This is a genomic window from Caballeronia sp. LP006, assembly GCF_031450995.1.
GTDB lineage: Bacteria > Pseudomonadota > Gammaproteobacteria > Burkholderiales > Burkholderiaceae > Caballeronia.
On record NZ_JARTVW010000005.1, the window covers coordinates 1,147,375 to 1,171,230 of the forward strand.

Genomic DNA, 23,856 nt, shown 5'->3' on the forward strand with positions numbered 1-23,856 from the left:
GCCGCTGTCTGCTGCGATCAGGCCGCGCGGTGCGCTCAGATCAACCCTTCGGCCTTCAGCGCCGCCTGCACGCCGGCGCGCTCACCCACGCGCGACCGATACGCCACGAGCACCGGCCACTTGCCGAGATCCAGATCGATGAACTTGGCCCAACCGAGCACCGTGAACAGATAGGCGTCGCCAATGCTGAATTCGTCGCCAAGCAAGTACGGCTTGTCTTCGAGTTGTTGCGCGGTGTAGGCGAGGCGGCGTTCGAGATTGCTCATTGCCGCCGCTTTCCAGTCGCTGCTTGCGGACGGATTGAAGAACGGAGAGAAGTTCTTGTGCAACTCGGTGCCGATGAACGTCAGCCAGCCTTGCAGACGATAACGCGCCATGGCGTCGTTCAGCGGCGCGAGGTGCTTTGCGGGCGCCTGGTCGGCGATGTATTGCATGATCGCGGGACCTTCGGTCAGCACATCGCCATTGTCGAGGACGAGTGCGGGAACATAACCCTTTGCATTGATCTTCGTGAAATCCGCGCCGCTGGCGGTGACTTTCGCCTTCAGATCGACCGCTTCGATATCGAACGGAAGGCCGGATTCAACGAGCGCGATATGCGAGGCCAACGAGCAGGCCCCGGCTTTGTAGAACAGTTTCAAAGCGAATCTCCACAAATAAGGCTCGAAAGATTATGAAGGAGAGCGCTTGCGCCAGGCACGATCGACAATGAAATTAAGTGTCTCAATCCAGTATGTAGAGCCGCGACGAAGAAGAAGCCTTGGGCGCGCGTTCGAAGGCGGGATCGGCCGACATGTCGTGCAGAACGGCTTCGAGCGTATTGCACATTGCGTTCAGGGCGAGGTCGTTTTCTTCGAGGCCGAACGGATCTTCGATCTGTGCGGCGATTGCCTCGAGCGCCATGAACGCATAGGCGACGAGCAGCGCGAACAGTGGCGTGAGCATACCGGCACCATCGACGAGACCGAATGGCAGCAGCACGCAAAACAGATAGATGGTGCGGTGAATCATCACCGAATAGGAGAAAGGCAGAGGTGTGTTCGCGAGCCGTTCGCAGCCGCCGATGACGTCCGACAGCGCGTTGAGGTTACGGTCGATCGCGATGAGCGCGTAGCCGTCGATCGTGCCGTCACGCTGGCGTTGTGCGAGCCATTCGCCGAACCATAGCAGGATGATGCCCGGCTTGAATTGCGCGGTCGAGACGCGAGCGTGCAATTCGGGCGTCAGCCGTGATGCGAGATCGGCGAGCGCATCGGTGCCGCGCAACTGATGCCGCAACGCATGTGCAAAGCCGCCGATTGCCGCGAGGAAGTGCCGCTTTTGTAGAGGATCGAGCGAATTGGGCATCGACAGAATCTGGCGTGCGAGCGAGCGCGCCGTGATGAAGAGTTCGCCCCACAGTTTTCGGCCTTCCCACCAGCGCTCGTAGCTGGCGCTGTTACGAAAGCCGAGAAACACGGCCAGCGCGATGCCCACGAGCGCAAACGGCGGCGTGCCCAGGTTCACCGGATAGTTGCGAATGTGATCGTGCATGAACATCGCCGAGATCGACAGCACGAAGATGAGCGCGAGCCTCGGCAGCAGTTGGGGCAGCACGGAGCCGCGCCAGACGAACAGCAACCGGAACCAGTTCAGTTTTGGGCGAATGATCATAAATGACTACCTTGTGCGAAGCGTGGTCGCTGTCGTTGTCGATTGATGCAGAAACAATCAGCATGATAAGCGGGCCGTAGAAAGCGGCAGCGAAACGACACGCGCACTGCGGTGTATGCGCGTCCTGATGGCGAACATCGGCTACGCTGACAACATCCGGGATGTCGGTCCGCGTGTGCTACCGCATATCGTTTGAAGCGTCTAGAATAAAACCCAAACGAAGGGCAAGTAGATTCCGTTTAAGTTAGTAAAGCGAACTATTTCAGATGGCGTAAGCGAAACATGCGTCGAAGCCAGATGCGAAAACAGTCCGTGTGAATCCGCGATACCAGACCCCTCTCCAGTTGCCTGTTTCATTTCTTCTATGCCGGGAGTGCGCACGTATCGATACGCGTGATCTTGCATAGCCGATCGAGGAGAAGCAAACAACAAGCTCGGGCACCAATGCCGTTCGAAATTGAATGAGGCACTGAGTGACTCGACGTTCTGAAAATGAGTCCGCTTGCCGACGTGTTTCGAATCTTTATCGAGGCAATTCGGCTCGTCGTACACAAAGCGGACGCTGGCTATTGAACGAGCGTAGGAGTGTCTCTCATGTTGCGTCACAAGAAGAAGGTTTTGGCAATGCTGGTACCGCTGGCCGTTCCATGCCTTGCGTGGAGTCACGGCACGATGGAAACGCCGATCAGCCGGGTCTACGCCTGCTACAAGGAAGGGCCGGAAAGTCCGACGTCCGCGGCGTGCAAGGCTGCGGTGGCCGTCGCCGGGCCAGCGTTTCTTTATGACTGGGCGGGCGTCAACCAGCTTCCCAATGGCGATCACAAATCGTTCGTACCCGACGGGCATCTGTGCAGCGCCAACAAGTCGAACTATTACGGTCTGGATCTGGGTCGCAACGACTGGCCCACGACGACGATCTCGCCCGACCTGAGCGGCAACTACGAGTTCGTCTGGAACGCGACGGCGCCGCACGTGACGCGCTACTTCCAGATCTTCATGTCGGCGGATGGTTACGACTTCAATCAACCGTTGAAATGGTCCGATCTCGACAGCAAGCCGTTCTGCGAGATAACCAGCGTCACGCTCGACAACGGTCGCTACAAGTTGAAATGCAAATTGCCCGCAGGCAAGACAGGCAAGCGCATCCTTTATGCGATCTGGCAACGCAACGATAGCGCGGAAGCGTTCTATGCGTGTATGGACGTGGTCATCAACTCGACTAAAACGAGCTGGCGCGAAGTTCGTCCAATCCCGACCACCGCGGTGGATCAGCCGGTCGGCACGAAGATCACCTTGCGAGTATTCGATAACGACGGTCACGATCTCGAATCGCTCAGTTACACAGTGACGCAGCAAACGACCGCCGCGGCCGACTGGGTGTATGCAATGGCCACGAAGATCAACACGGACTCCGGGCGCGTGCATCTCGGTCTCGTTGATAACAGCGGGAACATCGTGCCGCAGAAGGTCATGTCGGCGAACCGCATCTACGTCGATAGCGCGCAAGACTACAACTTCGCGATGGACTACACCGGAGCGCCCGCGCCAACGCCTGCGCCGTCGCCGACGCCCACGCCCGCTCCGACACCGACTCCCACGCCGGCCCCGACGCCAACGCCCACGCCCACTCCCGCTCCGACACCGACTCCCACGCCGGCCCCGGCGCCGACGCCCACGCCAACACCGACGCCGAGCCCGACGCCAACCCCTGCCCCGTCGCCAAGCGCGGGCGGATCGACGTGCTCGGTTGCCTGGCAAGCCGGCACGCTCTATAAGGCGAAGGAAACGGTATCGGATAGCGGGCACAACTACAGCGCGCGCTGGGAGAACTCCGATCAGCCATCGCGCAACGCGGGTAACGGCAAGTCGTGGCAGGACATGGGGACGTGCTCCGGACAGACCGCGTTGACATGCGCGCCGGCCTGGAGTTCGAGCAAGACTTACTCGACAGCCGGAACGAGTGTCAGCGTGAGCGGCATGAACTATCGCAACAAGTGGTGGAGTTCGGGCGTCGACCCGGCAACCAACTCCGACGGTGCATGGGAAAAAGTAGGAGCGTGCAAGTAGCAGTGCCAGCGTGTCGCGCCGGAGCGAATGTTCCGGCGCACACGCGGCGTGGATCGCTCATCTGAATGCGTCAGGCTTCGGCGCGAAACCTGCCCTGACGAATCCACTTGGTGGCAATCCACTTCTCGCCTTTTTCGACAGGCGTTCCGGCATGTAGCGTGCGCGCGTCGGTTTGACCGAGGTCATTGACATACTCGAAGTACAACGCGCTGCCGCGACGCGGATGAATGCGCAAGCCGACGTCCGGAAAGGTGGTATCGCCGCCTCGTTCGACTTCGTTGAGATAGAGGATGACGGTTGCAATACGCTGTCCGCCGCGCAGCATGTGGTGCCGGCTGCCGGCTTGCTCTTCGGGAAAGTAGTCGAAATGCGGACGATATTCGCCACCTATGCCGTAGCGCAGAATATGCAGGTCCTCGCCGTTCTCGATCGGTTGCCGCACGAGTTCGGCGAGCCTGCGATCGACCCTGGTGACGAGTGCATCGGTCGATGCGTTGACGAACGCGCCTTCGCTCTTGCGTTCCTCGATAGTGATCTCGTTGCCCGAGTCGGGATCGACGACCGATGACTGCTGCACGCGCGCGCGGCCGATATCGATCAACCTCGCGCATTCGTCATCGGTCAAGACGTCGGCCAACAACGCGACTACCGGCGTCTCGCATGTGAATACCTTTAGCGCTTCGCAATCGCTCGCGCTCAGCACGCGACCGTCGGGAAGCATGGGCTTGCCGTATCGATACACGCCGGGCGGATCATCGCCGTCATCCGACGTATCGCCTGCAATGTGACGCGCGATGATGGAGCGCGCGGCGTTCGGATGGAACGCGCTGGCGACCATTGCGTCGATGAGCGATTGATGCGTGCAGCCACGGCGGATATTCTCGTCGAGCCAGTTCTTCCATGTAGCGTCGAAGCGCGGGTTCGTGCTCATCGTGGCGTCATCAAAAAGCGAGAGTTTCGATTCGTCCCGAGCGGTGCGTGACAAACCGACGCTCGGTTGAACGCTGGGGAAATCAGCTTTCATGGAAGCACAAATGCTGGCGTAAAACAACGGCATCCTTGGACAATCCGCCATTGAAGATCGTGCTAAAGAAGTGAATCGGCCAATGAATCGAAACGCTGACTGCATGGCGGTTTGGTTCGTCGGCTCGGTTCGTCGATTAAGCGTGGCGGAAGGCCCGAAGCACACTATCCTTGTTGAATGTCCGCACGTTCAACTGTAGCGCTCGTCTTGAGAGCCGGCACGCGTCATTCCATATCGACGCTGCTGGCCTGCGCGCTCGTGATGTCGACGAGGCAGGCGAACGCAGTTTCCATGTTGAGATGCGAGGCCGCGGATAATTCCGTCCGCTATGCGAGCGAGAATCTCGACAACGCGAAATGCAGTCGCGTGAATCTGATCTGGCAAGCCGCCTATCCGCCGGTGGCGTCGAGCGTTGCGCCAGCCCGTGCCGCCGCATCGGGCGATCAGGGCGCGCTGGCATCGAGCGTGGCGTTACCGCGTCGTGCAAGTCTTGCAAGGCGCGAAGCCGTCACGCCTGTCTATACCTACGTGGAAGACGGCGTCAGGCATTACCTCACGAAGATGCCGCTGGGCGTGGCGCAAAACGTCGAAGTCATCAAATTGCACTTCATGGAGACGTGCAGTTTGTGCGCGCCCGAAGAGAACATCGGCATCCCCGCCTTGAAGCTCGACTTGCGTTCATATCAACGTGAAATCGATGCGGCTGCTTCGACCTTCGGCGTCGATAGCGCATTGGTTCGTGCCGTGATTCATGCGGAATCGGCGTACCGCACGAACGCGATATCACGCGCGGGCGCACAAGGGCTCATGCAACTCATGCCCGCGACGGCGCTGCGCTTCAACGTCAACGATCCCTTCGATGCCGCGCAGAATATTCGCGGTGGCGTGAGTTATCTGGCGTGGCTGCAAACGCGCTTCAACGGCAACGTCGATCTCATGTTGGCGGCTTATAACAGCGGCGAATCGAGCGTCGACAAATACAACGGCGTGCCGCCCTACAGCGAGACGAAAATCTACGTCTCGCGCGTCAAGGCGTTAACAGAGCGTTACAAGAGCGGCAAATGAAGATGGCACGGTCTTCGGAATCGGACGTACGATGCCGTCGTTCGCAGGCCGCGCGTTCAACCAGAACGAACCGTTGAACGCGTGCCCGTGGACGTTGCTATTGCGTGTTGTCTATCACGATCTGCCCGTTGTATTGAACCTTGCCGCGGAAGAAGTAGTCGGTGCAGGCCTTGTAGTCGCCGGGCGTGAGAAGCGAGAACGGCATCTGATAATCGACGAGCTTGCATCCCGTGACGGGCTTGCCGTTGGCCCACGCATAGTCCTTGTCCAGATACGCCTTGATTGCCGCGGCCGAGCCTTCCGTGAAGCCGCGCATGTTCGCGCAGCCTAGCGGTTCGTCGGCGGGAATGGTGACGCCGAGTTCGCGCGCGAACTCCTTGTACGCGTTGATGCGATTGGTGACTTGCGAGCGTTCCGCGCCGCCCTGACCGCACTCTATGCCACCGTTGATGATGTAGATCGTCGCGCCGAAGCCAGGCTTCATGTTGTTGCCGACGTCGACGCTATTAGGCTTCCAGGTGCCGTCGATCGCCCAGGTCATCGGCGGCTTGGGCGTCTGCGGGGTCACGGCGAACCATACCGCAGAGGCGAAGTTCAGCCATGTATCCGCGACGCGGCCGGGGTCGTCGAGCAGCACGTTGGGGTCGCCGTATAGCGCCTGCGAGAACGGGCCGAAGTTGTAGTTCCAGGATAATTGCTTGGCGCCGCGCCCGAAGTAGTCGAGGTACTTGCCTGCCGCGTTCTTCGCGCACGGAAAGAAGATCCAGTTGGTCGCATGCGAGCCCGGCGCGCATTGTTGATACGCACCAACGGCCGAGCCTTCCTCGTAGCCCGACTCGCGAAGGAACCATAAAGCCTGCTGCCAGAACGGGATGGCCGTGTCTTGCGGCATTTTTGCGAGCACGGCGTTGTTGTGGTCCGCATAGCCCGAGCGCACTTGCGCCGGCGTGAGTGACGGCCAGTTGGCGCCCGTCTCCTGAACGAAGTGCGCGAAGGACGTGGCGAGCAGCTTGCGGCAGATGGCGGCGGCGTCGCGTCCGTCCGTGTAATCGCCGCAGTACGCCGGAAACTTGGCGATCCCGCGCAAGAAGCTGACGTAGGAGTATTTGATGTTGCGCACCGGGAAGAGCTGGTCGAACTTCGCTTCGCTCACGATCGACTCGACTCGCTTCACATTCGATGGATTCGCCGCGCGTCCGGGCGTGACGGCATCGACGTCGGTATCGGGCAGCACGCGCAGCGCGTCGCGGATCAAGCCGATCTGGCCGTTGGTCTGATCGACGAGTGTCTTCTCGGTCGCGTTGAACTGGGCGACGGTCGGATAGCCGGTGGGTTCGGGGATGTAGGTGATCTTCGGCTTGTAGGATGCGATTGGAGTCGGCGCCGGTGTTGGCGTTGGTGTTGGCGTTGGCGTGGGTACGGGCGCGGGAGCCGGCGTTGGTGTCGGTACGGGTGTTGGCGTCGGCGCTGGTACAGGCGCGGGCGTCGGCGTTGGCGTCGGAGTTGGTGTGGGCGCGGGCGCGGGCGTAGGCGTAGGCGTTGGCGTTGGCGTTGGCGTTGGCGTTGGCGCGGGCATAGGCGTAGGCGAAGGTGAGCCGCCAGAACACGCACCGAGATCTTCCCACGCACCATAGGCGCCCGATTGCGCCGGGTTGTCTCCCTGGGTCCACCACTTATTTCGATAGTTGCGGCCGTTATAAGTTATGCGCGTACCCGGTGTTGCATAAGCTTGGGTAGCAGACCACGCTGCAAAGCACGATGAAGTTGGCGTTGGCGTTGGCGTTGGCGTTGGCGTTGGCGTTGGCGTTGGCGTTGGCGTTGGCGTTGGCGTTGGCGTTGGCGTTGGCGTTGACGTTGACGTTGGCGTTGGCGTTGGCGTTGGGGCGGGTGTTGGTGATGGCTTTGGAGCTGGCGCAGGCACAGGAGCCGGAACTGGCGCAGGAGCAGGAGCAGGAGCAGGAGCAGGAGCAGGAGCAGGAGCCCCCGCCGCCCCCACATCCTTCCAAAGCGTCGGCGTAGTCGCAGGAAACCATCCCGCGCCCGGATACGCCGTATGCGCCTGCTGCGCCTGATAAACGCGACCGCTATAAGTCACCGTGGCGCCAGCCGCATAGGTCGCGCCTTCGCGCCATGCTTCCTGCGCGGACACGATGCCGGCATGCAATAGCAACGCGGCTGGAAGCATCGCCAACTTTCTACGAACGGTCAACATATCAGCACCTCTTTTGGAACGCGACGGCCAGCAGCTGCACATGCCGGCCCGATATGAAAACTACCTTCGATTCATGCTCATTTCCGGGTAGCTCGTGAACTTCCAGTCTTCGTAGCTCGTCTTCAACGCGAAGCTCGCGTCCTCGTCGGAGAAGCCATCCGTTTTCAGCGGCGTTTGCTTCGATGAGCTGTACACGCCGTACAACTCGCCATTGGGGCCGCGCACCGTTTGCCATTCGCCGTTGGTCATCGGGTCGGTGTATGCATCGCGCAGGTATCGGCGCACGAAGGACGCGCGCGAGTCGCGCAACAGGTCATCGAGGCTCTTCGGAAAAGCGCCGCCAGGGTCGGCCTTGACGTACTCACGAATCGCGTTGCGGATCGCATCGCCCTTTTTCAGCAGTTCGAATTCGCGGTTGCGCTGAATCTGCGTGCTCCATACGGTGCCGATCTGCATCAGATAGATGCCGATGAGCGCCACGCACATCAGCGCCCACAACATGCCGAAACCATGCTGCCGCTTGCGCGATGCAAACGCTCGACGCGCTCGATCCGAATGCCGCCCGCGCGCGCTACCAGCTGCCGTAGTCGGTGCCATCCCTTGCCTTGCCTTTTGCGCCGCTGCGCACGTTATAGACGCCGGGCGTGCCGTCGTTGGGCGGCTCGGTCGTCCAGGTCGTGCGGCTTTGCGCGACCGGGTCCATCGGCACCTCACGCAGATAGCGGCGCTCGACCAGTTCGTTGAGCGATTGCGGATAGCGCCCCTGATCGCCGCGAAAGCGGTCGATGGAATCACGCATGGCGGCGAGATTCTCCTGCAGCACGGTTTCCTTGGCTTTCTCCGCCTGCCCGAAGTAGCGCGGCACGACGAGCGTGAGCAAGGTCGCGATGATCGCCAGAACGACCAGCAGTTCGATTAGCGTGAAAGCGCGCAGCATTCGTTTGTTCATGACGCTCACCACTTGCGGTAAGGGACGCCGTTGAGGCCGGTTCCTTCCGAAAGCGAGTAGACGTCGTAGACGTCGTTGCCTTCGCTCGGTGAATCGGCGGAACTCGAATAAGCGCGCTTGCCCCAGGTCTGTTCATCCGAACGGCTCGGGCAATCGCACATCGGATCGCGCGGAACACGCCGCAGGAAGAAGATGCGCGCGTGAGTCGGATTGGTCTTGTCGACTTCGCCGTCCACCAGTACGTCGAGCTTGGCGGGATAGCCCGTTTCGCCGAGCGGACGATCGAACTTGCCGGCGTCGCCGGCGGCTTTGTAAGCATCGATGGCATCGCGAATACTCCATAGGGCGCGCCGCAATTCGTCTTCGCGGTTGCGTTGCGCGGTCACCTGCACGAGCGGCGCCGCGACCATCGCCAGCACCGCGATGATCGCGAGCGTGATGAGCAACTCGATGATCGTGAAGCCCTTGTCCATGGTCGCGGCTGGTTGCACGTTTCTAGGGTTGGGTGGGCGGCGGCGAGGTCGCGGCGGGTGGCTGTGGCGGCGGCGTGGGTGCGGGCAGCGCCATCACGGGCGGCGGCGCGGAAGGCGTCGGCACGGGCGGAGGCAGGGCAGGCGCGCTGCCCGCGCCGCTTGGCGGAACGCGCACGCTTGCGTTCGGTCCGACCGGGTCGCGCTCCGTCGAAATGCGCGTCTCCGTGCCCGAATCGAAGGACACGACGTTGCCCGCCGGCATGGCCTGATTGCGCACGATGCGCGGCGTCAGCATCAGCACGAGCTCCGTCTGATGCTGGTCGTTCGCGCGCGTGCCGAAGATCCGGTCCAGCAGCGGAATGCGGCTCAGGCCTGGCAAACCGGAGCCGGACGCGCGCTCGTTGCGCTGCAGGAGACCCGCGAGCAGCTGCGTTTCGTTGTTGCGCACGCTCATCACCGTTTCGGCCGTGCGAGTGCCGATCTGATAGGCGACCAGTCCCGTCGTCGTCGTGATCGTGTCGGTAACGTTCGACACTTCCATGCGCAACTTCACCTGCACTTCGTCCGAGTTGACGATCACGGGCGCAACTTCCAGCGTGAGGCCCACGTCCTGATAGTTGATGCTCTCGGAGCTGAAGTTGCTGGAGAGCGTCGTCGTGACCACGGGCAGACGGTCGCCGATCAGCACCTTCGCCTTCTCGCGGTTTCTCACGCGGATGCTCGGGTTCGCAAGCGTCTTGGTTTTGCCCTGGTTCTGCAGCATGTCGATACCGACCGGCCCGATCCTCACGAGCACGTCGCTGCTGTTCAGGTTGCGCAGTTGCTGCAAGGTCAGCGTGCCCGGCGCGCGGGTCGAGGCATCGGAATTGGTCCCGTCCGGCATGAGCGCGAACTCGATACGATTCGGATAGGAAATGCCCATCTGCAGCAGATCGGATGACGATACTTCGAGAATCTGCGCGTCGATGACGACTTCCGCGGGCGTCACGTCGAGCGCGCGGATGATCCGCTCCGCGACCTTGATGGTGTCCGGCGCGTCGCGCATGATGATCGCGTTGGTGCGTTCGTCGAGCACGGCATCGCGCGTCTTGACCATCTGCTTGACCGCCGCGAGCACTTGCGCCGCCTGCGAGTTCTGCAGGTAGAACGTGCGCACGACGAGGTCCTTGTATTCCGTTTCCTTGTCGGGCCGCTTCGGGTAGATCAGGATCGAGTTGCCGCTCACCACCTTGCTCGCGAGCTGGTTCGCCTGCAGGACCATCGTCATCACTTGCTTGACGGGCGTGTTGCTCGCGAAGATGGTCGTCGGCGCGGCGGCCTGCACTTCGCGGTCGAAGGTGAAGTTCAGTCCGGTAATGTTCGACATCAGCTCGAAGATACTGATAAGCGGCTGATCCCGGAACTGCACCGTGATCGGCTGATTGAGGTCCTTGTTGAGCTTCGGTTCGAGGTCTTGTCCCTTGGGCGCGAGCAGCAGGTCGCGCAGACGGATGGCGCGCGCGTTGTCGGGCTGCTTCGAGAGCACGTCGTTGAGAATCGCCATCGCCTGGTCCGGTTGATCCTGATAGATCGTTTCGGCGTATTGCACGGCGGTGTCGATGGGCGCCTGCTTCTCGATCCACGCAATCATCTCGCGCGGCCCGTCGTCGCCGGGCGCGGCGGCCTGAGCCTTCTTCGCCCACGCGATCGCCTGGGCCGAATCGCCCGCGCGGTACGCGACACTTGCCCGCTGCAAGTACTCCAACGAAACCTTGCGACGCAGGCTCACATACCAGTTGTAGATTTCCAGGTCGTCGGGATACTGCGCGCTCTGCTGCGCGAGCAATTCGAGCTGCGCGTCGGGCGGCATGGTCCCCAGACGGTTCTGCAGATCCTTGCGATGCATCTCGCCCGCGCACGCCGTCAATAGCGGAATCAGGACCCAGACCGTAATGTCTTTGAGCCGGCTCATTTCAGTTCTCCGAGCGACAGCGTTTGTCGGCGCTTCAACGGCAAGTACATGAACCTCACTTCTTTACGGTTGATGTCCTCGATCTTGTAGGCGTTGAGAAGCACATCGCCCTTACGCAGGAAACCCGTTTTCTTGCAGTTGATGCAAAGCGGGAACTCGCGTCCGGTGCCGCTCAGAACGACGTAGAAGATGCCTTGCTGGTCCAGCCACAGCGAACGGACGACGAAAGGCAAGGGCGGCAAGGGCGGCGGTGGCGGCGGCTTGACGGATTCGGGCGGCGGAGGCGGCGGCGGTGGCGGCTGCCAGTTCTGCATGGGGAAGATGTTCACGGCGGCAACGCGGGTATCCGGCGCGGCGTTGGCTTGCGGCACACTTGCCGGTGCAGGCGCGCTCGCTGGTGAAACTCGCTCCTTCGTGGCCACCGCGGGAGGACGATCCGCCTCGTCGTCGGGCGCCCCGCGAAACCATACGAACAAGATCAAGCCGAGCGTCACGACGAGCAGGCCGCTTATCGGCCACGAGATTCTCAGGGTTCGCATATCGAGCGGCTTCACTTGGCCGCCTCCACGACGAACGAACATTGCAGGCGAATTTCGAGATCGGTCACGCCGATATTCGGCCGCGACAGCGTGAGCCGCTCGCAGCGAATGCCCGGCAAGGTCCGCAACTCGGAGAAGAAAGTACGAAATTGCAGATACTGACTCGAAAACGACGTCTCGACGACAAAGCGGCGGGAGGGCGAATCCTTGTCCTGCGCGGCCATCTGATACGTGATTTGCGGCATCGAGATACCGTTCTTCGCGGCGATCGCGTGCAGGCTGTGCAGGAAAACGAAGTAACGCTGCTCCGGACTCGTCGGCGCCACGGCTTCATCCGGCATGGGCGGCGGCGGTTGTTGCAGCTTCGCGGTGCGCGCATCGAGATCGAGCTCGCGTGCGGCGATGTCGTTGCGAAGCGGCAAGATCTCGACCAGCGCGATGATCGCCGCGCTGCTCAGGAGCAGTAGCGCAAAGAGCCCGAAGGTGCCGAGCCGCCACTGCGCGCGGCGCAGTTCCCAAAGCCAGCGGCTCATCTGGAACCTCCGGCGGAAGACGCGGCCACATCCGGCGCCGACGCGCCCGTTGCCGCCTGCGTCGCGAACGGGCGCCACGTCACCTGAAGCGCGGTTTCCACGGTTTTGACGGGCGGCCCCGGCTTCTCGCTCTGCCGCTTGATCGAGACGCTTTCGGCGGCGGGCTGCGCCTGCAGCCAGTCCGCATAGGAGATCGCTTCCTGCGCCGAGCGCGTCTCGAACTGCATGTTGATGGTGCGCGATGCGGTCACGATATCGAGCGAGAGCATCGCGATATTCGGTTGCCAACCGCCTTCGATCAGACTGCGCGCCGGTTCCGCCGCATAGCGCTGCTGCGCCATCAAGGCGTCCGCGCGGGGATTGCGCATGCCGCGATGCGCCCGGCCAATGCGCTCGAAGCGTTTCTCCTCCTGCGCGACCGACGCTTCGCGTTCATCGAGCGCGGCGCCTTGCTCCTTGAGCTTGTCGCGATACTGCATCGTCACGAACAGCACGACGACGCCGAGGGCGAGCGCAATCAGCCCGGTCGCCACGCCCGGACGATTGGCCCGATGCAGGTCGATGGCGGGCGCTTTCATGGCGAAGCCTCCCATGGCGCGGCAAGCCATTCGACGAGCGTTGCATCCGCGACCCAGCGATCGGCTGCGCCCGGCCCGATGGCGTAACAGCGCTCGGGCGGCTCGGTGGCGGCGAGCACGAAGGCGTCGCGCAACACGTCGTCGAGCGGGCCCGCCACCGGCAGCGCGATGAAGCCGCTCCAGCCGCCGCCGCGCCGCAAGCCGATATGCGCGATGGCCGCGCCGCTTGCCGCCTGCTCCAGTTCCACGACGGCGATGTTGGCGTCGCGAATGTGCCGCGCATGCTTTTGCATGGCGAAGGTAAAGCCCGGCTCGATACCGAGCAATTGCAGCCGTCGCGTCTTGCATAAGCGCTCGATGCCCGCGCACAGCGCTTCGGGCATCGCGGCGGCGAGGCGGCCTTGTTGCCACGCGCCATCGGTGACGGCGTAGCGCCACGGCTCGGCGCCCGCGCCCGCCTGCACGGCCTGCATGCGCGCCATCGACACCCATTGCTCCGGCTTAGGATGCGGCCGCCACGGCAGCGCGTAATAGCGCACGAACGGCGCGCCGACGACCACGCGCAGGCCGTGCAGCCCAGGTCGCGCGGGCTTCGGCGCGAGCGCCTCGATGGCCTTGAGCGCGGCCGCCGTGTCGCCCGGCGTCGTAAGGGCTTCGGTATTCACGTTGCTCGCGACGCCGGACTCTCGCACGCGTTCGCCATCGACCCATAGCGTCACGCGCGGCATGAAAGCGCCCGCGCGGGCCGGGCCCGTGCGCCTCGAAGGGCGCTTCGCGACGGCGCTCATCGCTCCGACCAGATCCGACCAACGTGACATGTTCCGTCTCCGCTAGGCCGGTTCGACGATCGTGACGCGATTGACTTCCGCGAGCGTCGTGCGGCCATCCGCGACCGCGCGCAGGGCGATCTGGCGAATGGGCACGAAACCGCTTCGATTCGCGAGTTGCTTCAGTTCGATCAACGGGCGCCGTTCCACGAAGCACTGCTTGATCGCGTCGTTCATCCGCAGCACTTCCGCAATCGGCTGACGCCCGAGATAGCCCGTCCGGCGACATGCCTCGCAGCCCGCGCCACGGCGAAAGCGCCAATGCGCGACCTGCTCGCGCGTGAGCGCGGAGGCAAGCAGCGTGGCGTCGTCGGGCACCTCGTCGTCGCGCACGCAATGCGGACAGTTCTTGCGCATGAGCCGTTGCGCGACGGCGCCGAGCAGCGCATCGACGAAGCTGTGCATGTCGACGCCCATGTGAAGGAAGCGATCCAGCACGGAGAACACGTTGTTCGCGTGTACCGAGGTCAGGACCAGATGTCCCGTGAGCGCGGCCTGCACGGCGATGCCAGCGGTTTCGCCGTCGCGGATCTCGCCCACGAGAATCTTGTCGGGATCGTGCCGCAAGATCGAACGCAGGCCGCGCGCGAAGGTGAGCCCTTTCTTGTCGTTGATCGGAATCTGCAGCACGCCCGCGAGTTCGTATTCGACGGGGTCCTCGATCGTGATGATCTTCTCGTCGCCCGTGTTGATTTCGGTGAGCGTGGCGTAGAGCGTGGTCGACTTGCCCGAACCGGTCGGGCCCGTCACGAGCAACAGGCCGTAGGGCTCGCGCGCGATCGAGCGAATCGACGCTACCGTGTCCGGGTCGTGTCCGAGTCCGTCCAGACGCAGCGTCGTGCTGTTCGCATCGCCGCGCTGCTTGTCGAGCACGCGCAGCACCGCGTCCTCGCCGTGAATCGACGGCATGATCGACACACGAAAATCGATCTCGCGCTGATTGATGAACGCCTTGAAGCGGCCGTCTTGCGGAATGCGCCGCTCGCCGATATCGAGCTCCGCCATGACCTTGAGCCGCGAGAGCACTTGCTCCGCGACATCGGTGCCGGGCGCGGACGCCGTTTCCTGCAGCACGCCGTCGATGCGGTATTTGATGACAAGACCCGTCGCGGTGCTCTCGATATGAATGTCCGAGGCGCGTGCCCTGAGCGCGTCGTACAGCGACGAATTCACGAGCCGGATGACGGGATGCACGTCCGCCGAAAGCGTGGCGAGCGTGATCTCCACGCCCGCCGCGGCGGCGTTGCCGGTCTTGCTGTCGACATTGACCTGCGTGAGCGCCTGATGCGCGGACTCGTGCAGCGCGAGATACGCCATGAGCTCGCCCGGCACGCAGAAGGCGAACGCGAATGGCTTCTTAACGCGCTGCATCGCCCAGGCACGCAGCGGCGGATCGAAAGGATCGGCAAGCACGAACCACAGGCGCGCGTTGCTGTCGGCGGCAAGCAGGCAGCGGCGCGACATGGCTTCGCCGAACGGCAGGAGGTCGAAGCGCGGTTCGAGCGTTTCGAGCGCGGTGGCGTCGAAGCCGCGCAGGCCGATGGTCTGCGTGACCTTCTTCAGATAGTCGGCGCCGTCGTGTTCCGCTTCGTCCCAGAACTGCTGCTGCTTCGGGCGCGGGTCGCGCACGGGGTTCGCCTTCGCGGGCGTATCGGTGGTCTGTTCCATGTCTTACCCCACGCTTCCGGCCAACTGAAAAATCGGCATATAGAGCAGAAAGATGATCGTCCCGACGATGCCGCCCACCACCAGCATCAGCACCGGCTCGACCACGCGCATCAGCGTGTCGATCGCGCGGTCGAGTTCCTCGTCGCAGAATTCCGCCGAGCGCGTCACCATGCCGGCCAGCTCGCCGCTCTGCTCGCCGACGCGGATCAGCCGCTCGGCCACCGGCGTCGTGAGATTCGCGGCCGGCAACGCGCCGGACAGCGACTTGCCCGCGCGCACTTCGTCGAGCGCGCGCGCAAGCGCGGACTGCATCAGCGAAGGCAGCAGTTGCGCGGAGAGTTCGAGCGCCGCGACCATCGACATGCCGCCCGCGAGCAACAGGCCGAGCGTCCGGTAAAACCGTGTCAGGGCGAAGAGCCGTTGGTAATCCGCGAGCTTGGGCAGGCGCAGCACCGCGCCGAACAATCTGCCGCGCACCTTCTCGTTGCGCAGCGCCATGATCGCGCCGGCGAGCGCGGCCACGATGCCCGCGAGCAGCACGCCGCCGTGCTCGGCGACGAGGTTGCCCCAGGCGAGCATCATGCGGGCGGAGAACGGGATGTCTTTCATCGACGCGAACACCTGGCTGAACTTCGGAATCACGTAAAACGCGAGGAACAGGATGATGAACGCGCCCGTGGCGATCACGATGGATGGATACACCATGGCCGACACCACTTTCTTGCGCACCGCCGCGAGCCGCGCGTCGTAGTGGTGATAGCGCTTGAGCGCCTCGGAAAGATGCCCCGTCTGTTCCGCCGATGCCACGGTCGCGACATACAGCGGCGGGAAATGTTCGGTTTGACGCTCGAGCGCCCGCGACAACGGCTCGCCTTCGTAAAGCGCGGTGACGATGCCTTGCAGCACCGTCCGGTTGAGGCCTTCCTTGCTTTTGTCGCGCAACGTCTCGACCGTTTCGACGAGACTCAGGCCCGCTTCCAGAAGCGCGATCAGTTCCTGCGTAAAGAGCGCGCGCTCGAATACGGGCTTGCGCAACGAGAGACCGCGCGACTTCTTTTCCACGGGTGTCGCTTCGATCAGCGACAAACCCATGTCGGCCATGTTCTGCCGAAGCTGCGTTTCGTCCGCTGCATCGAGCTCCAGTTCCTGCTGGCCGCCGTCGGACTCGACCCGCACGCGATATCGCATGACTGCCGCCGAATCCATCATTTGCCGATGATGTCCGCGTCCTCGCCCGAACCGCCGGGCTTGCCGTCGGCGCCGTAGGTCATGAGGTCGTAGTCCTTGCCGTTCTCGCCGGGCGAGCGGTAGACGTACGGCTTGCCCCACGGATCGTTCGGAATGGCGCTGCTCATGTACGGACCTTCCCAGCCCGAGGTGTTGCCGACGTTGCTCATCAACGCCTGAAGTCCGGCGTCGGTGCCGGGAAAGTGGCCAGTGTCCAGACGGTATCGATCGAGCGCGTCTTCGATACCCTTGATCTGCGTCGCCGCTGTCTTGGAGCGCGCCTTGCCGACTTCACCGAAGAGCTTCGGGCCGACATAGCCCGCCAGGAGCGCGATGATGAGCAGCACCACCAGCAACTCGAGCAAGGTAAAGCCGCGCCCGCGCCAGCCGAGGTCGTGCCGGGAGAGTTTCGTTTTCGACACAGCGGCCGTCGAGAACGCGGCATTCGTCAATCGATCCTGCATGGCTGCCCCCGATTCATTGCATTGCGCATCGTCTGCGCCCGGCGTCACGCACCGGGCGCAGTCGCGCGGCCGATCACTTGTTGACTTCGCTCATGACGTTCAGCAGTTCCGCGTTGGCGGCGTCGCCGTCCAGCTCCCAGCCGAAGACACCGCGCAGACTGAACTGCTTCACGTAGGCGTTCTTGACGCGGATCGTGGTGGGCGAGTCGTAGGACCAGAAAGTCGTGCCGTCGAACTTGTACGACTGCTTCGTCACCGGATGCTCGTACACCGTGCCTGCGGCGCTCTTCAAGAGCCGGTAGTCCTGGATGCCGGCCTCGTACTTCCCGGGCGCTGTCTTGGTGGCTTTCTGATAGAGCCCGTCTCCCTTCGGTCCCGGCGTGACGCCGGTCCAGCCGCGCCCATACAACGGAATGCCGAGAACGATCTTCGACGACGGCACTCCCGCTTTCAGCAAGGCCTGGATGGCGGCATCGGTGTAATAGGTGTTGCCGGGAGCGCCCGCCATGTTCGGGCTGGCCGGGTCCGGATACAAATGCGACTGGAAGTCCGTCGGGCCGGTGCTTTCCCATCCGCCGTGATAGTCGTACGTCATCACGTTGATCCAGTCGAGCGGCTTGCTGTAGTCGCCCGGGTTCGTGCTGGCGATCTTGTCGCCACCCGCGCCGATGGCGACCGTGAGCAGATAGCGTTTGCCGTTTTGCGCGCCCATGGCGTCGAGTTGCTTGCGGAATTCCGTCAGGAGAAGCGTGTAGTTCTCCTTGTCCTTGACGTCGTACGTGTTGTAGGGCTGACCGCCGCCGCCGGGAAATTCCCAGTCGATGTCGATGCCGTCGAACACGTTCGCTGCGACGCCATCTCCGCCCGCGTTCGAGGCAGCATCGAAGGGCACGTTGCCCTTGATATAGACATCGATGCACGACGAGACGAGCTGCTTGCGCATCGCATCGGTAGCGCTGGCCTTGCTGAACCACTTCGACCAGGTCCATCCGCCGAGCGAAATGATCATGCGCACGTTGGGGTACTTGTCCTTCAATAGCTTGAGCTGATTGAAGTTACCCTTGAGCGGACCGGACTTGCCCTGACGTGGATCGCCATAGGGCCAGTCCCATGCATCGCTCTTGCCGTTGACCGATTCGTTCGCCGAGAAGCCTTTTTGGTAGTCGGCCCAGGCGTCGCCGCCGGTGCCTGCGTCCGGGGCGTTCTCGTTGGTCGCACCCGGTTCTGCCTTGTTGATGATGCCGCACTCGTAGCCGCCGTTCTTTTGATAAACGTTGCCGAATGCGTAGTTGATAAACGTGAGCAGCTTCGCCGAGCCCGATGTGTCGACATCCTTGACCTTGTAGTTGCGGTCGTAGATTCCCCATTGCGCGAAGTACGCGCCGACTTCACGCGCGCCGGCGGGAGCGGGGGCGGGCGTTGGTGTTGGCGTGGGTGTAGGCGTAGGTGCCGGCGTAGGAGTCGGGACCGGTGTCGGCACGGGTGCCGGCGTAGGAGTCGGGACCGGTGTTGGTGCTGGTGTTGGAACCGGCGTTGGTGTCGGTGTCGGTGTCGGCGTTGGAGTCGGAACCGGTGTTGGTGTTGGCGTTGGAGTCGGAACCGGCGTTGGTGTTGGCGTTGGAACTGGCGTTGGCGCCGGTGTCGGCGTCGGACTTCCCGAACATGCGCCTATGTCTTCCCATACGCCGTATTGTCCGGACTGCGTCGGGTTGTCGCCTTGGGTCCACCACTTGTTTCTGTAATTGCGTCCATTGGCCGTGACGCGCGTACCTGTTTGTGCATAAACCTGCGATGCCGACCACGCAGCGAAACAAGCCGAAGGTGTCGGAGTGGGAGAGGGTGTTGGCGTTGGAGTCGGCGTCGGGGTTGGTACGGGAGTTGGCGCAGGAGTCGGAGCGGGTGTCGGCGCAGGTGTGGGCGATGGTGCTGGCGTAGGCGTAGCCGCGCTCACATCGCGCCACAAGGTCGGCGTGCTGGCCGGAGTCCACCCAGCGCCTGGATAAGCCGTATGCGCCTGAAGAGCCTGGTATGTGCGCCCGTTGTAGGTGACGGTCGCGCCCGCCGCGTAGGTCGCACCTTCCTGCCATTCGGCGCCCAACGCATTGATTGAATAAGCGACGAGCGCAGCCAGCGTCAGCGCAGTAGTCTTCGACTTCATGCCAAGGCGATTCATGAGAACGGCCTCCTTACTCGGTTTGTTTGGTTCGTTTCGATCCGCGACTCATTTGCGCTGACTGAACTGTCGTCAAACCCTCTCTTATAGGGCTCGTGCGATCATTGATAATCCAGCGACCAAGGCGAGGCAAGCCGAAAATCGGATATTAGGTTTCCTACGGAAAAATTTTTAAGGGTGGACGAAGCGTGTTTTCCTTGACGTTTTTTTCTTGTGAGAATGACGTCGATTCGTTCAAGGAACTCGTTGAGAGAAGCGAAGCAAAAACGAACGATCCAGGCGAAACTGCGAATGCAATCTCGAACCATGACGATGCTTGCGTTACAAAGAAAGCTGCCACCGTTTAGCAGATGCCTTCAGTCGGGAAGACGATGAAGCAGATGCGGTGAAGCCGGAAGAACATCCAAGACCCGTCGTTTTATATTTGTGAATTTAAATCGGGATTGTTGGGCATCTAAAGCGTGTAGGGCAAAACACTCGACCTGCATTGCATCGCTTTCCAATGAATCGAGCGTTGTCTTGCAAGTCGTATCGTGCGCACGATTGGCGCCCCGCGAATATCAAAACTCGACGGTCACGAACTTGACCAGCGGCGTGGTCTCGGAGTTTATCGCCGACGATTGCGGTTCCGCGGCAACGCCGATCGTCTTTCGAGCATCGCCGTAAGCGGCAGTCGCGGCCTGTGCTGTTGCTTGCCTGGAGACGGCGGTGCTTGCATGCAGTTCGCTCATGACGGAAACGCCGTAGGGCGTTTGTTTTCCCGTGCAATCCACCTTGATGGACGTTCGGGCATTCGCACCGGAAAGCATCTCAATCGGATCTGCCGTTTCCGAACCGCTGACGATCGAGCAGGCATTGTGGATGGTCAACGTGACTTCTAGTTGTGAGCTTTTGCGCTCGGCATATGAGGCGGACGTGCCGGAAAGCGCTTCCGCCGCAACGAGCGCAGCCAATGCGGTACTGCGAAAATTGCGCTTGTGCATGATGATTCCCGAAGGCAAAAAAGTGTCTCTCATCATGCTTGCGGGCTACGCCAAGGCGGATAGGTTCGCTCCCATTTCATGCGCTCATTTGAACCATGCAGTGTTTCGCACGGCGTGATAAAAACCGGCGTTCCCAAAAAAATGGACCCACGAATGGGTCCGATTCGAAGCATGGTCCAACTCGATCAGCCAAGCGCCGCGCGCGCCGCCTTGGCGGCCGCACGCACCTGATCCGGCGCGGTGCCGCCCGCATGATCGCGGCTCGCGACCGAACCTTCGAGCGTGAGATATTCGAAGACATCGTCGCCAATCAGATGCGCGACGTTCGGCAGTTCCTGCTTCATTTCATCGAGCGACAAATCGGCGATATCGCATTCGCGATCCACGCAGATGCGCACCGCATGCGCCACGGCTTCGTGTGCGTCGCGAAAGGGCAGGCCACGCTTCACGAGATAGTCCGCGAGATCGGTGGCCGTCGAGAAACCTTGCAGCGCGGCCGCGCGCATAGCCTGCGGCTTGACGGTAATGCCCGCCGCCATTTCCGCGAAAATGCGCAATGTGTCGGCGACCGTATCGACGGTATCGAAAAGCGGCTCCTTGTCTTCCTGATTGTCCTTGTTATAAGCGAGGGGCTGGCCTTTCATCAGCGTGAGCAGCGCCATCAAATGACCGTTCACGCGGCCTGTCTTGCCGCGCGCGAGTTCGGGCACGTCGGGGTTTTTCTTTTGCGGCATGATCGACGAGCCGGTGCAGAAACGATCCGCGAGATCGATGAAACCGACGCGCGGACTCATCCACAACACGAGTTCTTCGGAAAAGCGCGAGACGTGCGTCATGACGAGCGCGGCGGCCGCCGTGAATTCGATGGCGAAGTCGCGGTCGGAGACGGCATCGAGCGAATTCGCGCAGATGCCATCGAAGCCGAGCGTCTTCGCCACCGCGTGACGGTCGATCGGATAACTCGTGCCCGCGAGCGCCGCCGCACCCAACGGCAGGCGGTTCACGCGCGTGCGGCAGTCGCGCATGCGCTCGGCGTCGCGCGAGAACATTTCGACATAAGCGAGCAGGTGATGCCCGAAGGTCACGGGCTGCGCCACCTGCAAATGCGTGAAGCCCGGCATGATGGTGTCGGCGTGTTTCTCGGCCATGTCGATGAGCGCGCTTCGCAGGTCCTTCAACAGTTCGCCGATACGGTCGATCTCGCCGCGCAGCCACAGGCGAATGTCGGTTGCGACCTGATCGTTGCGCGAGCGGCCGGTGTGCAGGCGCTTGCCGGCGTCGCCGATCAACGCGGTCAGCCGCGCCTCGATGTTCAGGTGCACGTCTTCCAGGTCCAGCTTCCACTCGAACTCGCCGCGCTCGATTTCGCCCTTGATCTGCGCCATGCCGCGCTCGATGGCGGCGAGGTCGTCCGCGCCGATGATCTTCTGCGCCGCAAGCATCGACGCGTGCGCGAGCGAGCCTTGAATGTCGACGAGAGCGAGCCGCTTGTCGAAGAACACCGACGACGTATAGCGTTTGACGAGATCCGACATGGGCTCGGAGAAGCGAGCCGACCAGGCTTCGCCTTTTTTGTGCAGTTGGGACGTCATGGTGATGTGATTGGCGGTTGAGGCGAATGAGGCGGCTAAAGCGGCAAGCCGGAAGTCGAAGATTTTAACATTCGGCGCCTGCTGCCTCAGTCGTTGCCGACGAGGATCACGAGCTTCAGATCTTCGCGATGCGCGGGCTTGAAGGTGATCTGGTTGAACACGAGTCGTCCGCGCGACGGATGATCGAACGCGCGTTCGCCGCCTTCGCGCTCGAACACGTCCTGCGACGCCCAGTAGCGCGCGAAGGCATCGCTGGCGGCGCCGAGCGTGTCGATCAGCGTGCGCGTGGGCGCGTCGTTGAGGTGACGGATGGAATCGGCGCGAAACTCGGCGGCAAGACGGCGCGCGCGCGTGTCCCAATCGACGATCAACGCGCGCGCCACCGGCGAGGTGAACGTGTAGGCGAGCAAGTTGCGGTCGTGTTCGCCATCGAGCCAGCCGACGAACAGTTCCGACGCGTGCGCGTTCCAGCGCAGCGCATTCCACTGGCGGTCGAGCACGTAGGCCGGCGCGCCGATCAGCCCGACGCTCTGCAAGAGCGCGGCGGGCACGTCCTGCGCGGTGGGATCGGGCTCGGCGGGATCGCGTTCCTCGGCCAGTTCGAAGAGATACGCGCGTTCGGCCCGCGACAACTGCAATGCGACGGCGATACGCGCGAGCGCATCCGCCGAGGCGGAAACCGGCCGGCCCTGCTCGATCCACGTGTACCAGGTCGGGCTGACGCCGCACAACGCGGCGACTTCCTCGCGGCGCAGCCCCGGCGTGCGGCGGCGCGGCCCCGGCGGCAAACCGACGGACTGCGGCGAAAGCCGTTCACGATGCGCCCGGATGAATTCGCCGAGCGCGCGTGCGGGGATATCGACAGCTTCTCTGGATTCGGTCTTCGGGATCGTTTTCATGAGGCGTGGCGGGTAATGTCGATACCAGAATAAACAGTCCACTTGTACTGGTACAAGGCGGGCTCTATTGTAGCGGCAGGCCGGGCGGCTCAGGAACCGCCCGGCGTCCCCAAGAACATTCCGGAGCCATACCGATGAAACACCACGACCAGGTAGCCGATGCGTTCGGCAGCACCGCCGCCGCCTATCTCACGAGCCAGGTTCACGCGAGCGGCGCCGATCTGCAAAATCTCGCCGCGACTTTTGCCGCGACGTGCGGCAACGCGACCGTGCTGGACATGGGATGCGGCGCGGGTCACGCGAGCTTCGCGGTGGCGCCGCACGTGCGCGAGGTCGTGGCGTACGACATCGCCCCGCAAATGCTGGCCACGGTCGATGCCGCCGCGAAGGAACGCGGCCTTGCCACGATCCGCACGCAACAGGGCGCCGCCGAGTCGCTGCCATTCGCCGACGCCTCGTTCGACTGGGTGGTGAGCCGCATGAGCGCGCATCACTGGCGCGACGTGCCGCGCGCGCTGGCCGAAGTGCGGCGCGTGCTCAAGCCGGGCGGCCGGCTGAAATTCATCGATATCGCGGGCGCCGACGATCCGCTGTACGACACGCACATTCAGGCAATCGAACTGTTGCGCGATGCATCGCATATCCGCGACTATCGCGCCGACGAGTGGATCGCCATGCTCGATACCGCCGGCTTCGACGCGAACGTGACCGAGCGCTGGCGTATCGGCCTGGAATTCGATTCGTGGGTGACACGCATGAGAACGCCGCCCGAACGCGTGACGGCGATCAAATCGATGTGGGCGGCCGCGCCCGACGAAGTGCGCGAATACTTCAAGGCCGGCGACGACTTCTCGTTCGAGCTGGATGCGTTGATGATCGAAGGCAAGCGGCGCGACTGAGCGCCGCTCGGATGCCGCAAGGGCTACTTAAACAAACGTGCCACGAACACATGGCGTGATTCGTGGCACGTGAAAGATGC

The 23,856-nt window shown here is 62.6% G+C and carries 23 protein-coding genes and 2 pseudogenes; 3 read left to right on the top strand and 22 right to left on the bottom strand.

Going from position 1 to position 23,856, the window contains the following annotated elements; genetic code table 11:
• Positions 1-35: 35 nt before the first annotated feature.
• Entirely contained in the window at positions 36-641 is a 606-nt protein-coding gene (gstA, locus tag P9250_RS21985; RefSeq protein ID WP_250463595.1) for a glutathione transferase GstA, read from the bottom strand.
• A gap of 82 nt (positions 642-723) precedes the next feature.
• On the bottom strand, positions 724-1,653 hold the full coding sequence (locus P9250_RS21990; protein WP_310395163.1) for a bestrophin family ion channel: 930 nt from the start codon (positions 1,651-1,653) through the stop codon (positions 724-726).
• A 594-nt stretch (positions 1,654-2,247) separates the two neighbouring features.
• On the opposite strand from P9250_RS21990, the gene P9250_RS21995 reads away from it, so the two are divergent.
• Positions 2,248-3,720, top strand: coding sequence for a lytic polysaccharide monooxygenase (locus P9250_RS21995; RefSeq protein ID WP_310395165.1), 1,473 nt, complete (start codon positions 2,248-2,250; stop codon positions 3,718-3,720).
• A 70-nt stretch (positions 3,721-3,790) separates the two neighbouring features.
• On the opposite strand, the gene P9250_RS22000 is transcribed toward P9250_RS21995, so the two are convergent.
• A complete protein-coding gene (locus P9250_RS22000) occupies positions 3,791-4,651 on the bottom strand; it encodes a 2OG-Fe(II) oxygenase (protein WP_244827299.1) in 861 nt (286 codons plus the stop codon).
• 384 nt (positions 4,652-5,035) lie between these two features.
• Here P9250_RS22000 and P9250_RS22005 point away from each other — a divergent pair, with 384 nt between their 5' ends.
• Positions 5,036-5,809, top strand: coding sequence for a lytic transglycosylase domain-containing protein (locus P9250_RS22005; RefSeq protein WP_310395169.1), 774 nt, complete (start codon positions 5,036-5,038; stop codon positions 5,807-5,809).
• Positions 5,810-5,906: 97 nt separating this feature from the next.
• Here P9250_RS22005 and P9250_RS22010 read toward each other — a convergent pair whose 3' ends face one another.
• The 19 genes and pseudogenes from P9250_RS22010 to P9250_RS22095 form a co-directional block, all read right to left on the bottom strand.
• Positions 5,907-7,514: a glycoside hydrolase family 19 protein gene (locus tag P9250_RS22010; protein WP_409014972.1), complete on the bottom strand. Its 1,608-nt coding sequence runs from the start codon at positions 7,512-7,514 to the stop codon at positions 5,907-5,909.
• Entirely contained in the window at positions 7,504-7,842 is a 339-nt protein-coding gene (locus tag P9250_RS22015) for a hypothetical protein (protein ID WP_310395172.1), read from the bottom strand. Before P9250_RS22015 ends, P9250_RS22010 begins: the two co-directional genes overlap by 11 nt.
• 26 nt (positions 7,843-7,868) lie before the next feature.
• Positions 7,869-8,063: pseudogene (locus tag P9250_RS32645) on the bottom strand (carbohydrate-binding protein); the annotation flags it as partial.
• 18 nt (positions 8,064-8,081) lie between these two features.
• Positions 8,082-8,618, bottom strand: a complete 537-nt coding sequence (locus P9250_RS22020; RefSeq protein WP_250463611.1) for a type II secretion system protein — start codon at positions 8,616-8,618, stop codon at positions 8,082-8,084.
• Positions 8,593-8,970: a type II secretion system protein gene (locus P9250_RS22025; protein ID WP_244827303.1), complete on the bottom strand. Its 378-nt coding sequence runs from the start codon at positions 8,968-8,970 to the stop codon at positions 8,593-8,595. The genes P9250_RS22020 and P9250_RS22025 overlap by 26 nt, the downstream gene beginning before the upstream one ends.
• Positions 8,971-8,975: 5 nt before the next feature.
• Positions 8,976-9,443, bottom strand: a complete 468-nt coding sequence (locus P9250_RS22030; RefSeq protein ID WP_244827304.1) for a type II secretion system protein — start codon at positions 9,441-9,443, stop codon at positions 8,976-8,978.
• 22 nt (positions 9,444-9,465) lie between these two features.
• Positions 9,466-11,394: a secretin N-terminal domain-containing protein gene (locus P9250_RS22035; protein ID WP_250463613.1), complete on the bottom strand. Its 1,929-nt coding sequence runs from the start codon at positions 11,392-11,394 to the stop codon at positions 9,466-9,468.
• On the bottom strand, positions 11,391-11,933 hold the full coding sequence (locus P9250_RS22040; protein WP_310395176.1) for a hypothetical protein: 543 nt from the start codon (positions 11,931-11,933) through the stop codon (positions 11,391-11,393). The genes P9250_RS22035 and P9250_RS22040 overlap by 4 nt, the downstream gene beginning before the upstream one ends.
• A gap of 11 nt (positions 11,934-11,944) precedes the next feature.
• Positions 11,945-12,466 (bottom strand): hypothetical protein, encoded by a 522-nt coding sequence (locus P9250_RS22045; protein WP_310395178.1) that lies wholly within the window; start codon positions 12,464-12,466, stop codon positions 11,945-11,947.
• On the bottom strand, positions 12,463-13,044 hold the full coding sequence (locus P9250_RS22050; RefSeq protein WP_310395180.1) for a hypothetical protein: 582 nt from the start codon (positions 13,042-13,044) through the stop codon (positions 12,463-12,465). Before P9250_RS22050 ends, P9250_RS22045 begins: the two co-directional genes overlap by 4 nt.
• Entirely contained in the window at positions 13,041-13,862 is an 822-nt protein-coding gene (locus tag P9250_RS22055; RefSeq protein WP_310395183.1) for a hypothetical protein, read from the bottom strand. Before P9250_RS22055 ends, P9250_RS22050 begins: the two co-directional genes overlap by 4 nt.
• A gap of 12 nt (positions 13,863-13,874) precedes the next feature.
• Positions 13,875-15,539: a GspE/PulE family protein gene (locus P9250_RS22060; RefSeq protein WP_250508684.1), complete on the bottom strand. Its 1,665-nt coding sequence runs from the start codon at positions 15,537-15,539 to the stop codon at positions 13,875-13,877.
• A 3-nt stretch (positions 15,540-15,542) separates the two neighbouring features.
• Entirely contained in the window at positions 15,543-16,727 is a 1,185-nt protein-coding gene (locus tag P9250_RS22065; protein WP_250508685.1) for a type II secretion system F family protein, read from the bottom strand.
• A gap of 17 nt (positions 16,728-16,744) precedes the next feature.
• Positions 16,745-17,230, bottom strand: a complete 486-nt coding sequence (gene gspG / locus P9250_RS22070; RefSeq protein WP_250508686.1) for a type II secretion system major pseudopilin GspG — start codon at positions 17,228-17,230, stop codon at positions 16,745-16,747.
• A gap of 73 nt (positions 17,231-17,303) precedes the next feature.
• A complete protein-coding gene (locus P9250_RS22075; RefSeq protein ID WP_310395186.1) occupies positions 17,304-18,710 on the bottom strand; it encodes a glycoside hydrolase family 18 protein in 1,407 nt (468 codons plus the stop codon).
• 258 nt (positions 18,711-18,968) lie between these two features.
• A pseudogene (locus P9250_RS32650) lies at positions 18,969-19,403 on the bottom strand (carbohydrate-binding protein); the annotation flags it as partial.
• Positions 19,404-19,963: 560 nt separating this feature from the next.
• Entirely contained in the window at positions 19,964-20,386 is a 423-nt protein-coding gene (locus P9250_RS22085) for a hypothetical protein (RefSeq protein WP_250463634.1), read from the bottom strand.
• Positions 20,387-20,571: 185 nt separating this feature from the next.
• Complete coding sequence (gene argH / locus P9250_RS22090) at positions 20,572-21,978, bottom strand: argininosuccinate lyase (RefSeq protein WP_244827315.1); 1,407 nt, start codon at positions 21,976-21,978, stop codon at positions 20,572-20,574.
• Between the two features lie 86 nt (positions 21,979-22,064).
• Positions 22,065-22,877 (bottom strand): helix-turn-helix transcriptional regulator, encoded by an 813-nt coding sequence (locus P9250_RS22095; RefSeq protein ID WP_250525521.1) that lies wholly within the window; start codon positions 22,875-22,877, stop codon positions 22,065-22,067.
• Between the two features lie 134 nt (positions 22,878-23,011).
• On the opposite strand from P9250_RS22095, the gene P9250_RS22100 reads away from it, so the two are divergent.
• Entirely contained in the window at positions 23,012-23,776 is a 765-nt protein-coding gene (locus P9250_RS22100) for a class I SAM-dependent methyltransferase (protein WP_250463642.1), read from the top strand.
• The last annotated feature ends 80 nt before the right edge of the window (positions 23,777-23,856 follow it).